At 72.1% G+C, this 13634-nt stretch carries 13 protein-coding genes; 8 read left to right on the top strand and 5 right to left on the bottom strand.

Annotated elements, in window-relative coordinates:
* The first annotated feature begins 17 nt into the window (after positions 1 to 17).
* The 4 genes from LHJ74_RS05630 to LHJ74_RS05615 are packed head-to-tail and all read left to right on the top strand — an operon-like array spanning position 18 to position 5036.
* A complete protein-coding gene (locus LHJ74_RS05630; protein ID WP_260216385.1) occupies positions 18 to 1154 on the top strand; it encodes a protein phosphatase 2C domain-containing protein in 1137 nt (378 codons plus the stop codon).
* The gene (locus LHJ74_RS05625; protein WP_260216384.1) at positions 1151 to 2125 is read left to right on the top strand and encodes a hypothetical protein; all 975 of its coding nucleotides are present in this window, start codon (positions 1151 to 1153) and stop codon (positions 2123 to 2125) included. Before LHJ74_RS05630 ends, LHJ74_RS05625 begins: the two co-directional genes overlap by 4 nt.
* A 26-nt stretch (positions 2126 to 2151) precedes the next feature.
* Positions 2152 to 2829, top strand: a complete 678-nt coding sequence (locus LHJ74_RS05620; protein ID WP_260216383.1) for a TetR/AcrR family transcriptional regulator — start codon at positions 2152 to 2154, stop codon at positions 2827 to 2829.
* Between the two features lie 53 nt (positions 2830 to 2882).
* Positions 2883 to 5036 (top strand): HelD family protein, encoded by a 2154-nt coding sequence (locus LHJ74_RS05615; protein ID WP_375546676.1) that lies wholly within the window; start codon positions 2883 to 2885, stop codon positions 5034 to 5036.
* Here the strand turns inward: LHJ74_RS05615 and LHJ74_RS05610 are convergent.
* Positions 4981 to 5895: an aldo/keto reductase gene (locus tag LHJ74_RS05610; protein ID WP_260216382.1), complete on the bottom strand. Its 915-nt coding sequence runs from the start codon at positions 5893 to 5895 to the stop codon at positions 4981 to 4983. The genes LHJ74_RS05615 and LHJ74_RS05610 overlap by 56 nt on opposite strands.
* Positions 5896 to 6080: 185 nt before the next feature.
* On the opposite strand from LHJ74_RS05610, the gene LHJ74_RS05605 reads away from it, so the two are divergent.
* Both LHJ74_RS05605 and LHJ74_RS05600 read left to right on the top strand, forming a co-directional pair.
* Positions 6081 to 6356, top strand: coding sequence for a hypothetical protein (locus LHJ74_RS05605; protein ID WP_260216381.1), 276 nt, complete (start codon positions 6081 to 6083; stop codon positions 6354 to 6356).
* A gap of 291 nt (positions 6357 to 6647) precedes the next feature.
* Positions 6648 to 6839, top strand: a complete 192-nt coding sequence (locus LHJ74_RS05600) for a DUF397 domain-containing protein (protein ID WP_260216380.1) — start codon at positions 6648 to 6650, stop codon at positions 6837 to 6839.
* A gap of 54 nt (positions 6840 to 6893) precedes the next feature.
* On the opposite strand, the gene LHJ74_RS05595 is transcribed toward LHJ74_RS05600, so the two are convergent.
* The 3 genes from LHJ74_RS05595 to LHJ74_RS05585 all read right to left on the bottom strand — a co-directional run bounded on the left by LHJ74_RS05595 (position 6894) and on the right by LHJ74_RS05585 (position 10643).
* A complete protein-coding gene (locus LHJ74_RS05595) occupies positions 6894 to 8252 on the bottom strand; it encodes a cation:proton antiporter (protein ID WP_260216379.1) in 1359 nt (452 codons plus the stop codon).
* A gap of 6 nt (positions 8253 to 8258) precedes the next feature.
* Positions 8259 to 8744: a cation:proton antiporter regulatory subunit gene (locus tag LHJ74_RS05590; RefSeq protein WP_260216378.1), complete on the bottom strand. Its 486-nt coding sequence runs from the start codon at positions 8742 to 8744 to the stop codon at positions 8259 to 8261.
* Between the two features lie 375 nt (positions 8745 to 9119).
* Positions 9120 to 10643, bottom strand: coding sequence for a potassium/proton antiporter (locus LHJ74_RS05585; RefSeq protein ID WP_260216377.1), 1524 nt, complete (start codon positions 10641 to 10643; stop codon positions 9120 to 9122).
* 370 nt (positions 10644 to 11013) lie between these two features.
* Between LHJ74_RS05585 and LHJ74_RS05580 the strand changes: the two genes are divergently transcribed.
* Positions 11014 to 11139: a hypothetical protein gene (locus LHJ74_RS05580; protein WP_260216376.1), complete on the top strand. Its 126-nt coding sequence runs from the start codon at positions 11014 to 11016 to the stop codon at positions 11137 to 11139.
* A gap of 8 nt (positions 11140 to 11147) precedes the next feature.
* Here LHJ74_RS05580 and LHJ74_RS05575 read toward each other — a convergent pair whose 3' ends face one another.
* Positions 11148 to 11630 carry a hypothetical protein gene (locus LHJ74_RS05575; protein WP_260216375.1) on the bottom strand — a complete coding sequence of 161 codons (483 nt, stop codon included), beginning with the start codon at positions 11628 to 11630 and terminating at the stop codon, positions 11148 to 11150.
* A gap of 249 nt (positions 11631 to 11879) precedes the next feature.
* Between LHJ74_RS05575 and LHJ74_RS05570 the strand changes: the two genes are divergently transcribed.
* On the top strand, positions 11880 to 13499 hold the full coding sequence (locus LHJ74_RS05570; RefSeq protein ID WP_260216374.1) for a M28 family metallopeptidase: 1620 nt from the start codon (positions 11880 to 11882) through the stop codon (positions 13497 to 13499).
* The last annotated feature ends 135 nt before the right edge of the window (positions 13500 to 13634 follow it).

The following is a 13634-nucleotide window of genomic DNA, read 5'->3' as shown; positions in this document are numbered from 1 at the left end:
CGCCCAGGGGGCAAGGCATGCACCAGGACAGTCAGTACGGCGACCGGCACCAAGCCGGAGGTGACCCCTCCGACGGCCTGCTCGAAGATCTGCCGCCGAATCTGCGGGAGTCGCTGCGCCCGCGCCGTGCGGCACCCGAGCCGACCGAGCCGCGCGGTGTCCCCCAGCACATCGGCGCCCGCCCGCCGAGCTATCCGCCCGCGCCCTCGGGCGCCCCCTCGGTCAACGGTGGCGACTGGTACGGCGCCACGCTCCCCGACATCGAGCTGGACGGCGGTTCGTACGGGCCGCTGACCGTGCGCGGCGCCTCCGTACGCGGCGACGCCCATCGTCATCTGCACGAGTGCCGCCAGGACGCGCTCGGCGTGATCCGGATCGGCCCCACCAGCTCGCCAGCCACAGCCACAGCAACGGACACGACCGAGGACGGGCTGCTTCTGCTGGCCGTCGCGGACGGCGTCGGCTCCGCGCCCCTGTCGCACCGCGGATCGCACGGGATGGTCGCCATGGCCGCCCAGTGCCTGGACCGCGTGGCGGGCCAACTGGCCGCCGCGCTGCGCGCCGAGGACGCGGGCGCTCTCCGGACGCTGGTCGAGGACGCCGTGGACCTCGCCGCGGCGCGGCTGCGGCGGACCCGGCCGTCCGAGCGCCCGGAGCAGTACGCCACAACACTGCGTGCCCTGTTGGTGCCGCTCGATCCGGAGGTGCGGGTACGCGGCTTCTTCGCCGTGGGCGACGGCGGCCTCTTCCGGCTGCGGCCCGACGGCTGGCACAGCATCAGGGGCGGTGGTCCGGAGGACTCGCACGCCCTCCACAGCGCGCACGGACCCCACCCCTCGTACGACCGGAGCACTCCGCACAGTCAGGACATCATCGACACCAGGACGGCCGCGCTCCCCGCGGCGTACGACCGGGTCACCACCAGTCTGCTCGCCCCCTCCGAGCCCGGCGACGTCCTCGTCCTGTGCACGGACGGCCTCGAAGGCCCCCTCACGGGCAACCCGGAGCTGCGCCGCCTGCTGGCCGCTCACTGGGGCTCCGGTGCGGCCGTGCCGCAGCCCGCCGACTTCCTGTGGCAGGCGCAGACCAGGGTCAAGTCGTACGACGACGACCGTACGGTGATCTGTCTGTGGGAAGGGGTCGCGGCCCCGTGAGCGCCGACGACGGTGCGGACGTCCCGCTGGCCACGCTGGCGACCGGCGAGAAGATCGGCGACGGCGGCCAGGGCGAAGTGCTCGCCGTACGCGGCCACGACACGTTGCTGTACAAGAGCTACCGCGCGCCGGAAAGGGTGAACGGGCACTCGCTGGCCGCCCTCGTCCGCGTACGCCGCGCGCTGCCGCCGGAGCGGCGGGCCCGGCTCGACGCACAGACCGCTTGGCCGCTGTGCCGGGTGGTGGACGGCGGCCGCGGTGACCGTACGGCGGGCTTCCTGATGCACCGGGCGCCCTCATCGATGACCTGGCGCGCTCCCAGTGGCGCGGCCAAGCTGACCGAACTCCAGTTCCTGCTGCGGGCCCCACGCCCGGCCTGGCAGGACGTCGTCCAGCCCGCCGCCGGGCAGCGGCGTGAACTGGCCCTCGCGCTCGTCGAGTTGGTCGAACGGTTGCACAACCTGCAGTTGGTGCTGGGCGATGTCTCACAAGCCAACGTCCTGTGGACGGTACGCCCGCAGGCCGCCGTCTATCTGCTGGACTGCGACGGCTTCCGTACCACCGGCAGCGACCCCGTGCTCGCCCAGGCCGAAACCCCGGACTGGCACGACCCGCTGGCCACGCCCGGCACGGCAACCGTGGACAGCGACCGCTACAAGGCGGCGCTGGCCGTCGTCCGCATCCTCACGCGCGACGCCTACGCCTCCCCCGGGAAGCCGCCCGCGCTGGTGCCGGGCGAGCTGGACGACCGGCAGGAGGGCGCCGTACGCAGACGTCTTGCCGAGGCGGACGGCGCATACGGCTCCCGGCCCACCCTCGCGGAGTGGCGCACAGCGCTTTCCCCTCGCGACACCATCAAACTGAACCGGGCCCCCGCACCCCGCCCGCGCCCGGCCCCGGACCCCTCCGTCCTGGACTCCGCCCGCCCCCGCGGCTCCATCCCCCTCCACCCACCGGGCCGGGCCTCATGACGTCCGTCAGGTCGTAGCCTTCCCGTATGGGCAAAAGTGGCGACAGACGCGGTGGCGGGGGCGGTGACACGGGCGCGAGCCTGACGGGCCTGCGGGAGCGGAAGAAGCAGCGGATGTACCAGACGGTCTCCGACACCGCGATCACCCTCTTCCTCGAGAAGGGGTTCGAGCATGTGTCCGTAGCCGAGGTGGCCGCGGCGGCCGAGATCTCCAAGCCCACGCTCTTCCGCTACTTCCCGGCCAAGGAGGATCTGGCGCTGCACCGCTTCGCCGACCACCAGGACGAGGCCGCCCGTGTCGTGGCGGCGGGCCGGGCCGCCGGCCGCTCACCACTGGCGGCGCTGCACCGGCACTTCCGGGAGGCGCTGGACCGGCACGATCCGGTGACCGGACTGAACGACGAGCCGCGGGTGCTGGAGTTCCACGGCCTGCTGTACAGCACGCCGAGCCTGGTCGCCCGGCTGCACGCGTATCTGGACCGTTCGGAGCAGGCGCTGGCCGACGCGCTGGCGCCTGTGGCGTCGGACGACCTCACGGCGCGACTGGCTGGCGGACAGATCATCGCAGCTCAGCGCATTCTCGCGGAGCAGAACTGGGCCCGCATCCACGCCGGTCGAACGGCGGAAGCGGCCTTCCCGCAGGCCGTCCAGGACGCCGACCTCGCCTTCGGCCAGCTGCGGTCCGGGCTCGGCCAGTACGCCTGACGGGGACCGGCAAGAGACTCGGTCAATTTTTTAACCCGGTAACGTTTTTTGCTATCCTTCCTCCCGTGACCTCACTCGACCGGGAACTCAGCAGCGAACGAGCCCACCACCAGCTCTGCCGTGCCGCCAGAGCAGCCATGGCCGAGGGCGCGGAGGCGCGTGTCGTCACGGGTGCGGACGTCTCCGCCTCCGGCGCGGACGCCGAAACCCTCGGCCACCAGTTGCGCAGCCACGCCAAGCGGCTCCTGGAGGAGCCGGAGCGTCCCCTCTTCTTCGGCCGCCTCGACTACGGGAGCGGCCCGGCCTCGGGAGACCACCGGGGCCAGCGCTACTACGTGGGCCGCAGCCGCATCACCGAGCGGGAGGCCGCGCCGCCGCTCGTCATCGACTGGCGTGCCCCCGTTTCCCGTGCGTTCTACCAGGCGAGTGCGCGGGCCCCGCAGGGTGTCGAGGTGCGCCGCCGGTTCGGCTGGGCTCCATGGAGCGACGGCTCTCCGGAGGATCTGACGAGTCTGGAGGACGAACACCTCACGGGCCCCGGCACCGACGCAGGCTCCGGCAGCGGCAGCGGCAGCAGCGACGCAGGCAGCGGCGGCAGCCCCGGCAGCATCCTCCGCAGCGAGATCGAGCGCCCACGCGTCGGCCCCATGCGCGACATCGCCGCGACCATCCAGCCCGAGCAGGACGACCTGGTCCGCGCCGGCCTGGAGACCTCGCTGTGCGTCCAGGGCGCACCGGGCACCGGAAAGACCGCCGTCGGGCTGCACCGCGCCGCGTATCTGCTCTACACCCACCCCCGGCGCATCCAGCGCGCCGGACTGCTGATCCTCGGACCCAACCCGGCGTTCCTGGCCTACATCGCCGATGTACTGCCCTCGCTCGGCGAGAGCGGGGTGCGGCAGTCCACGGTGGACGAGGAGATCGCCCGCCACCCGGTGCGGGCGGTCGACGGCGAGACGGCGGCGTCGGTCAAGCACGACGCCCGGATGGCGCGGGTGCTGCGCCGTGCGCTGTACGGGCGGGTCGCTCGCGCGTGCGGCCCGGTGGAGGTGCCCGACGGCTCCTACCGCTGGCGGGTGACCACCGGGGAGCTCGCCAGGATCGTCGCCGAGGTCCGCGCGGAGCAGCCGCCGTACGCGGTGGGGCGCGAGCGCGTACGGGCGCGGGTCGCCCGGCTGCTGCACCAGCAGGCGGAGCGCCGTGCGGGCCCGCGGGGCGGCGAGTGGCTGCGCCGGATGGGCCGGGCGCGGCCGGTTTCCGCCTTCGTCGACGGGGTGTGGCCCAAGGTGCAGCCGGAGGAGATCCTCGCCGCGCTGCTGGGCGGTGCGGAGGCGCTCGCCGTCGCGGCTGACGGCATCCTGAAGCCGGACGAGCAGCGGGCGCTGTGCTGGGCGGAACCGCCGCGCTCGTGGCGCACCGCGCGGTGGTCGGCGGCTGATCTGGTACTGCTGGACGAGCTCGCCGGGCTGATCGAACGCCCTGCGGGCTACGGGCATGTGGTGGTCGACGAGGCACAGGACCTGTCGCCCATGCAGTGCCGCGCGATCGCGCGCCGAGCCGGCTTCGGCTCGCTGACGGTGCTGGGTGACCTCGCGCAGGGCACCACTCCCTGGGCCGCCCGCGCCTGGTCCGGCCACCTGGCCCATCTGGGCATAGCCGAGGCCGCAGTGATCCCGCTGAGCACCGGGTTCCGTGTCCCGGAGGAGATCCTCGCACTGGCCAACCGGCTGCTGGGGTCCTTCCCCGCCGAGTTTCCGGCGGCCCGTTCGCTGCGGCGCGGCGGTGAGCTCTCCCTGCGCCGTATCGCGGAGTTGGCCCCGGACACCGTCGCGGCCGTGCGGGCGGCCCTCGCGCGGGAGGGGTCCATCGGCGTCATCGCGCACGGACCTGACGTGGCTTCGCTGCGCGAGGCCCTCGGCGCGGCGGGCATCGACACCACCGGCCCCGGCGCCGGGGAACTCGGAGGCGCCCCCCGTGTCACCGTCCTGGCGGCTACCGAGGCCAAGGGGCTGGAGTACGACCATGTGGTCGTGGTGGAGCCCGCGGCGATCGTGGAGGCCGAACCGCGGGGCCTCAACCGGCTCTACGTGGTGCTGACCCGTGCGGTCTCCCGCCTCGACATCCTGCACCGCCGCCCGCTTCCGGCGCCGCTCACCGCCTGTCGCGCTGGTGGAGGGAGTCCAGAAGAGTCAGTTCGTCCTCGGTGAGGCGCAGTGCGCCGGCGGCTATGTTGGCGGTCAGGTGGTCCGGATTGCCGGTGCCGGGGATCGCCAGGACGTGCGGTCCGCGCTGGAGGGTCCATGCCAGCCGGACTTGGGCGGTGCTGACTTCGTGGGCGCGCGCGACGGCAAGCACCTCGTCGCTTTCGGTACCGCTCGCGCCCGCCTCCCGCCCGGCACCGGCGATCGCGTAGAACGGCACGAACGCGACGCCCGTTTCCCCGCAGCCGCGCACGAAATCGTCGCTTTCGGGGCGGACACCGATGCCGTACGGGTTCTGGACGCAGACGACCGGCGCGATGGCCTGCGCCTCGGCGAGGTGCGCGGCGGTGACGTTGGAGATGCCCAGATGGCGGATGAGACCGGCCTCGCGCAGTTCGGCCAGCGCGCCGAATCGCTCAGCGATCGAGTCGCTTCCGACGATGCGCAGGTTCACCACGTCGAGGTGGTCACGGCCCAACTGGCGCAGATTCTCCTCGACCTGGCCGCGCAGCCCTTCCGGCGTGCGGGCGTGGGTCTGCCACTGGCCCGCCGCGTCCCGTCCCGGCCCGACCTTGGTGGTGATGACCAGGTCGTCCGGGTAGGGCGCCAGCGCCGAGTTGATCAGTTCGTTGGCGGAACGCAGCGGCGAGAAGTAGAAGGCGGCTGTGTCGATGTGGTTCACACCCAACTCCACCGCGCGGCGCAGCACGCTGATCGCCCGAGCGCGAGGGCTGGAAGCGGCGTCGGCCTTGAGCGCCTCACCGTCCTGCGCCAGCCGCATCGCGCCGAAACCTATCCGGTTGACCTCCAGGTCGCCGAGCTTCCAGGTACCCGATGCCGCCGCGTCGATCATCTCTGCAGTCATAGCGGAATGATCGCCAATCGACGGACTGCCCGCCACTGGTTCAGACGTGTGAATCCTCGGCGGTTGTCGCCCTGCGCAACGGCCTGCCAGGCCCGCACCCAGCCCGCCCCCCTCGCCGGAAGCGGATGCAACCGCCGCCATGGTGCGGGCGTCCTTCCCCTGAGTACCGCCAACCGGGGGCCCGAATGAGCGACCACACTCTCGCGGTGTCGTTCGGTCTGGGCGACAGCACCGGCACTCTGCGGTTCAGCGCCCGGGACCAGTTGAGCGACCGGGACGACTCCGAGGCGTGGGGCAGACGGTGGGTCACCGGCTCCTCCGACTCCGGCCCGGGGGCCAGCGGTGACGGCTGGGGAGGGGGAGATGGCGGCAGCGACGGCGGAGGTGGCTTCGGCGGGGACGGCGGCGGAGGTGGCTCCGGAGGCGGAGACGGCGGGGGCGGCGGCGGAGGAGGCGGCTGACCCCGTCGCCCGATGGAGCAACCGCTCGATCCGTACGACGCCGTGCGTCCTCGCGCCGTCTTGCGCACCCTCGCAGGCGAGCCGCAGGGACTGGTCGACGGGAGCCGCTGCGCGAACGTACGTACGGTGACGGGGGTTTGGGGGTGTGGGGCGGTCATGCGGTCATGCGGTCAGCTTCACGGCGTAAACGCCGTGTTCGGGAGGCACGCCACCCGTACAGATCGGACTGCACTGGTGCACCCTGTGGACCGGATCGGTAACCGTCGGTAATCGGGATGCGAGAGGAGCACTATGGGCACCACCGAACCGAACTGGTTCAAGAGCAGCTACAGCGGGGGTGGGGGCGGCAACTGCGTCGAGATCGCCATACGCCCCGAGGCCGTCCTCATTCGCGACTCCAAGGACACCGACCGGCGCCCGCTGGCCGTCTCCCCCCGCGCGTGGGCCGCGTTCACCGGACACGCGGTGGGGTCGCACGTCTGACGGATTCGAAGCGGAGGGCGCGCCAGCGGCGGCTCGGGTCCGTCCGGCCGGACGTCAGCCGTGCGCACCGGCCGGGCCAGCGGGGCCGCTGAGCCCCTTGGGTCCGGCGCCGCCAGGCTCCGCGGAAGTCGCCCCCTCGCGCGTCGCGGAGACCGCTTCACCGGACGCGGACGCGGACGCGTCCTCGCGTGCCGGGTCCGGTGCCAGCGCCGGGTCCGCGCCGCCCTTCGGCCGGTCCGCCTTGGCCAGGCTCACCGGCTCGCCCGGCTTGGTGACGCGCCGCATCAGCGGTTCCGTCCAGCGCGCGGTCAACGGGCCGAGGATGACCAGGATCAGCACATACGCGGTGGCCAGTGGGCCGAGGCGGGGCTCGTTCCCGACCGCCAGCCCGGCGATGACGATGGAGAACTCGCCACGCGCCACCAGCGTTCCGCCCGCACGCCACCGGCCCTTGACGCCTATCCCGGCCCGCCGCGCCGCGTACCAGCCGGTGGCGACCTTGGTGCACACCGAGACGGCCGCCAGGATCAGCGCGGGCACCAGGACGTGCGGAATCTGCTCCGGGTCGGTGCTCAGCCCGAAGAAGACGAAGAAGACGGCGGCGAACAGGTCCCGCAGCGGGGTCATCAGCTGGTAGGCGCCCTCCGCCACCTCGCCGGAGAGCGCGATGCCGACGAGGAACGCGCCGACGGCCGCGGAGACTTGGAGGTCCTGGGCGACTCCGGCCACCAGCAGCGTCAGTCCGAGCACGACGAGCAGCAGCATCTCCGGGTTGTCGGAGGAGACGGCCTTGCTGATCAGCCGCCCGTGCCGCAGCGCGACATAGAGCACGGCGCCGACCGTGGTCAGTGAGATCAGCACGGTGAGGCTGCCGCCCGCCAGGCTCACCCCGGCCAGCAGTGCGGTGAGGACCGGCAGGTAGACCGCCATCGCCAGGTCCTCGAGGACGAGGACGCCGAGGACGACGGGCGTCTCGCGGTTACCGAGCCTGCCCAGGTCGCCGAGCACCTTCGCGATGACACCCGAGGACGAGATCCAGGTGACCCCCGCCAGCGCCACCGCCGCCACCGGACCCCAGCCGAGGAGGAACGCCGCCACGGCTCCGGGCGTCGCGTTCAGTACGAAGTCGACCGCGCCCGACGGATACTGGGTCTTGAGGGTGGTGACCAGTTCGGAGGCGCTGTACTCCAGACCGAGCAGGAGCAGCAGCAGGATGACGCCGATCTCCGCACCGGTGGCGACGAATTCCTCACTGGCGCCCATCGGCAGCAGACCGCCGTGGCCGAAGGCGAGTCCGGCGAGCAGGTACAGCGGGATCGGGGAGAATCCGATCCGCACGGCGAATCTGCCGAGGATGCCCAAGCCGAGGATGAGCGTTCCGAGTTCGATGAGCAGGGCGGTGGTGTCGTGCACAGGCGTTTATCCTCCGGCGATCAGTTCGGCGACGGCGTCCACGCCCTCCCGGGTGCCGACGACGACGAGCACGTCGCCGGAGGCGAACCGGAAGTCGGGTGTGGGTGAGGGCTCAGCGGAAGTGCGGCGCAGTACGGCGACGATCGAGGCGCCCGTACGGGAGCGGACCTGGGTGTCCCCGAGGGTGCGTCCGCTGTACGGCGAGCGGGAGGTGACCGGGATGTGTTCGGTGACCAGGTCGATCTCGACGTGCTGGGCCAGGTGCCCGACGGGGTCGGGGGTCAGCAGTTTCGCCAGCGCGGCGGCCTCGTGGCGGGCCAGCGGGGCGGCCTCCTTGCAGTTGTCGTCGTCCTCCGGGTCATGGAAGGAGAGGATGCGGCGGCCGTCCTGGTGCGCGACGACGGACAGGTGGCGGCCCGCGTCGGTGGTGAGGTCGTAGCGGGTGCCGACCCCCGGCAGGGTGGTCTTGCGCCAGTGCGCGGTGTGCTCCATGCGAGTGCTCCAAAGAGACGGTCCATTGAGTTCGCGACGGTCCATCCTCGCCGGAAAGGACCGCGAAGGAGAGTATGGGCCGCGCGTAGGGGCCGCACATGTGCGGGGCAGAGGGCCATCGGTGCACAGGTCATGGGCACACAGGACGTTGGCGCATGCGGTGCGGTCGAATCCCCCTCCGTGAACCGGCTCCATCAAAAAAATCACGCTGCGTACATGCGAGGCTCCTCGCTTGACCAGTACGTTACCTGGCGGCAGAGCAGGCAATTCCGCATGGATGCCCGGATTATGGTGCATAATTCCGGGCACTTTTTTCATTCCCAGCACACCAGGTAGCCCCTGCACCCCCGAAAACCCTCCCCGGCGGGCGCCTCGTCAGAGCCCGGAATCCTTTTCCGGTGACTCCGGGTCGCCGTACTCGCCGAACCAGCGTGCGAGTTTCCCGCGCCTGCCCACCGCACGCAGCTGCCGCTCCGCCCCCTCCCGCGCCTTCGGCGTGGTGACGAGCAGCAGCTCGTCCCCCGTATGCAGCACAGTGTCCTGTCCGGGCACCAGGCTGGTGCTCTCCCGCACGATCAGGGCGACGACGGTCGGGGGCGGCAGCCGCAGTTCGAAGATCGTGACGCCGTGCAGCCGGGAGCCCGCCGGGATGGCGACGGTGAGCAGATCGGCGTCCAGCACGTCCAGCGGGGCCGCCTCGACCTGGATGTCCCGCAGCCCTCCGGACTGGGCAAGCCGCAGCAGCCGCGCGGCGGCCGGCAGCACCGGGCCCTGGACCAGGGTGAAGAGGACGACCAGCACGAAGACGATGTTCAGCAGCCCTCGGCTCCCGCCCACCCCGGCCACCATCGGGAAGGTCGCGAGCACGATCGGCACCGCGCCGCGCAGGCCCGCCCAGGAGACGAAGGCCCGCTCCCGCCAGGGCGTACGGAACGGCGCGAGGCAGAGCGCCACCGATACGGGCCGGGCCACCAGCAGCAGCACCAGCCCCACGGCGACGGCGGGCAGTACGGCGGACGACAGCTCGCGGGGCGTCACCAGCAGCCCGAGCATGACGAAGAGCCCGATCTGTGCGAGCCAGCCGGCGCCCTCGGCGAAGGAACGGGTGGCGGCGCGATGCGGCAGCGAGGAGTTGCCCAGCACCAGCCCGGCGAGATACGCGGCGATGATCCCGCTCGCCCCCACCGCCCCGGCGGCGGCGAAGGCGACGATGCCGAAGCCGAACGTCCCCAGCGGATACAGGCCGGTCGCCGGAAGCGCGATGTGCCGCAGCGCGAGCGCCCCGGTCCAGCCGATCAGCACTCCGGACGCGGCGCCTACGCTCAGCTGGTAGAGCACGTCACCGAAGATCGACAGCGGGCTGGGCAAGTCGGCGGCGGCGGTGCTGAACACCAGCACCAGGATGAGGGTCGGCGCGTCGTTGAAGCCGGATTCCGCCTCCAGCAGCCCCGTCACCTTCTTCGGCAACAGCAGCGCGCGCAGCACGGCGAAGGTGGCGGCGGCGTCCGTGGAGGAGATGATCGCGCCCAGCAGCAGCGCGAGCCTCCACTCCATGCCGAGCAGCAGGCGGGCCCCGAGGGCGGTGATCACCACCGACAGCGCTACGCCGAACGTGGCCAGCAGCCCGGCCGGCAGCAGCAGCGGCTTGACGTCCCGCCACTGGGTGGTGAGACCGCCGTCGACAAGGATCACCGCGAGCGCGGCGGCGCCGAGGTTCTGGGCGAGCTGGGCGTCGTCGAAGTCCACCCCGAGAACGTCCTCGCCGAGCAGCAGGCCGACGGCGAGAAAGAGCAGCAGACTCGGGAGGCCCACCCGGCTGGCCGTGCGGGCGGCGGCGATGCTGGCGAGGAGCACGGTGCCACCGATGAGCAGCACGACGTAGAGCTGCTGCAAGGTCATCGGGGCGTCTCCGAGCCGACGGGACGGGGGTGCCAGTGCCGTGACCGGCAATGTCTGCCCGTCGAGGAGCGTGCGTGCAGGGCGGCGCTACAGGGCAGACCTTGCCGGCCGCGGCACCAGGCCGGGACCGGGCGGTTCGTCCAGTCTCGCCGCTCCGGCTCCCGGCCGCCCGTCGGGCACCGCCGCCCGCCGGGTGCGGATGCCCGCCGCATAGGGCCCGCGCCAAAGAGGCCCTGGGGTCCGTCGTCACCCCGACGCAGCAACCCGGCTCGCGCAGCGCCGCGTGCCGGTCTTGGCTGGAGGGGAGAGCCTTCGTCACGCACGGCGATCCGAGCCAGCCCGATCCGAGCCAGCCAAGGAGTACACCGCCATGACCGCAGCGGGTGGCCTCGCGCTGACCCTCATCGGCGCGATCCTCACGTACGTCTTCCGCGCGCCCGCGTACGGCAGACCTGCCCACGGCCGGGCCGGGATGGTCCGTGACCGCCAGTGGTGAGCGGCGGGTCAGTCCTCGTGGGTGTGGAAGAAGTAGAAGGCCGCGGCGCCCATGCCGCTGCCGAGTACCAACCCCAGCACCACCGAGGTCAGCGGGCTGCCGCCGCTGAGGCTGTACAGATATCCGGTGCCCGCGCCCAAGGCCGCTCCATAGGCCAGCGCGCGCGGCTCGTGTCCCAGCGCGAACTGCCACTTGCCGATGGCCAGGCAGATGAGGAGCGCGGCGGCTCCGGACACCAGACCGGTAACCGTCGCCTTCGCCGTGAAGTCCTCGGCGCGCGACAGGAACCAGGCATACATGCCGAAGGCCACGCCGATCAGGAGGGACAGCGTCCAGAAGGCCGTCCGATGCCTCGGATGCGCCTGCTGTGCCCGATACGCCTGCTGAGCCTGCTGCGTCGGCTGCGTCGGCTGAGCTGAACGCGGCTGGTGCCGCTGATCCGGCCGGTGCCTCCGGTGGCGCAGTCCCGGGACCGCTGTGCGCGCGTGCATGGCGGACTCCTCTCACTCACCCCTTCACCGCCCCTACCAGGTCACACCCCGGCGCCCCGCCCGGCAACTCGATCACCGGGCGGCCACCGGCACCGCCTCCGCGGACCGCGCCCGTACGGAAGGTGTGTCGCAGGCGTTCCCAGACGTGCGCCTGATCGCTACCTTCCTCACACGCGTTCGCAGCCCGGACGCGGTGCCCCCCACGCCGAACAGTGTTGTTCCTGCCGTACGTCCGGAAGGACTTTGACTGTGTACGTACAGAACCGCACCAGACGCAGGGCCGTGGCGGCCCTCGCCGCCACCACGCTCGCGGCACCGCTGCTGCTGGCCACCGGCGCGACCAGCGCCACCGCCGCACCAGACTCCGGCTCCCGCTCCGGCTCCGCCCAGAGCGCCGCGAAGCAGTCGAAGGAGGGGGAGAAGCTCGCCAGGAAGCTGGTGAGGCGGAGCAGCGCCAAGGGCGCGATGCGGCACATGCGCGCCTTCCAGGCGATCGCCGACCGCAGCGGCGGCAACCGCGCGGCGGGCGCGCCGGGCCATGAGCGCTCCGCGCGCTACGCGGGCACGCTGCTCAAGCGCGCCGGGTACGACGTCACGTACCAGGAGTTCGAGTTCACCTATGTGGAGGCCCTGGCCGAGAAGCTGAAGGTCCTGGGCGCCAACGGGCGCGATGTCCCCGTCAATCTGATGACGTACACGAAGAGCACCCCCGAAGGCGGCACGGAAGCACCCGTCGCCGTGGTGCCGCAGGACGAGGGCACCGGCTGCGAGGCCGCGGACTTCGCCGACGGCGACTACACCGGCAAGATCGCGCTCATCCAGCGCGGCAGCTGCTCCTTCGCCGACAAGCAGGCGAACGCTGCGGACGCCGGGGCGATCGGCGCCCTCATCTACAACAACACCGACGGCGCGCTCAACGGCACTCTCGGCGCGCCGGACGCGGGCCGCATCCCGACCGGCGGCATCACCCAGGCGGACGGTGCGGCGCTGGCCGCCGAGGCTGCGAAGGGCGAGGTCACCGTCAACCTGGAGATCCGGGAGTTCCGGGAGCAGCGCACCACACCCAACGTCATCGCCGAGACGCGCGGCGGCGACCCGGACAACGTGGTGATGCTCGGCGCCCACCTGGACTCCGTCTCGGACGGTCCGGGTATAAACGACAACGCCTCCGGCTCGGCCGGACTCCTGGAGACCGCTCTCCAGCTCGCCCGGGCGGACGGACACGGCAAGCACGGCAAGCACGGCAAGCGGGGTAAGCACGAGAACAAGGTGCGTTTCGCCCTCTGGACCGCAGAGGAGCTCGGGCTCGTCGGCTCCGAGCACTATGTGGCCGAACTCTCCGAGGAGGAGCGCCAGGACATCGCCCTCTACCTCAACTTCGACATGATCGCCTCGCCGAACTACGGCCTCTTCGTCTACGACGGCGACGACTCCGACGGCGTCGGCGCGGGCCCAGGGCCGGAGGGTTCGGCGCAACTGGAGCACGGGATCAACGAGTTCATGCGCTCGCAGGGCCAGGAACCGCGCGGCACCGACTTCTCGGGACGCTCCGACTACGGGCCCTTCATCGAGGTCGGCATCCCCTCGGGCGGCACCTTCACCGGCGCCGAGGGCATCAAGTCCGAGCAGGAGGCCGCCCTGTGGGGCGGTGAGGCGGGCGTCGCGTACGACAAGTGCTATCACGCGGAGTGCGACCGGCTGGACAACCTCAGCCAGAAGGCGTTCGACGTCAACATCGACGTGATCGCCGACGCGGTCGGCAACTACGCCTGGGACACCAGCGCACTGGAGCGGAAGGCACCCGTACGGCCCACCGTACGGACGGCGGGCGGTCAGGGCGGGCCGCACACGCACCACATCACCAAGTAGCGGGACGGCAGCACAAGCGTTTCCGGTCGGCGCGGGCGCCTCCAGCGCCCGCGCCGCAGGTGCGACCGGGCACGGACGGCGGACGAGATGTTGGCCCCCGGACCCCGCGGCCTGAGGCGGGGGGTGTGGCCCCCC

The sequence above is a fragment of the Streptomyces gossypii genome (assembly GCF_025165795.1).
Classification (GTDB): domain Bacteria; phylum Actinomycetota; class Actinomycetes; order Streptomycetales; family Streptomycetaceae; genus Streptomyces; species Streptomyces gossypii.
This window is presented reverse-complemented; position numbering and strand designations above follow the sequence as displayed.

Coding starts and splice junctions, on each gene's coding strand:
- LHJ74_RS05630 (WP_260216385.1), top strand. CDS start 18: ATGCACCAGGACAGTCAGTACGGCGACCGGCACCAAGCCGGAGGTGAC.
- LHJ74_RS05620 (WP_260216383.1), top strand. CDS start 2,152: ATGGGCAAAAGTGGCGACAGACGCGGTGGCGGGGGCGGTGACACGGGC.
- LHJ74_RS05610 (WP_260216382.1), bottom strand. CDS start 5,895: ATGACTGCAGAGATGATCGACGCGGCGGCATCGGGTACCTGGAAGCTC.
- LHJ74_RS05605 (WP_260216381.1), top strand. CDS start 6,081: ATGAGCGACCACACTCTCGCGGTGTCGTTCGGTCTGGGCGACAGCACC.
- LHJ74_RS05600 (WP_260216380.1), top strand. CDS start 6,648: ATGGGCACCACCGAACCGAACTGGTTCAAGAGCAGCTACAGCGGGGGT.
- LHJ74_RS05590 (WP_260216378.1), bottom strand. CDS start 8,744: ATGGAGCACACCGCGCACTGGCGCAAGACCACCCTGCCGGGGGTCGGC.
- LHJ74_RS05585 (WP_260216377.1), bottom strand. CDS start 10,643: ATGACCTTGCAGCAGCTCTACGTCGTGCTGCTCATCGGTGGCACCGTG.
- LHJ74_RS05580 (WP_260216376.1), top strand. CDS start 11,014: ATGACCGCAGCGGGTGGCCTCGCGCTGACCCTCATCGGCGCGATCCTC.
- LHJ74_RS05575 (WP_260216375.1), bottom strand. CDS start 11,630: ATGCACGCGCGCACAGCGGTCCCGGGACTGCGCCACCGGAGGCACCGG.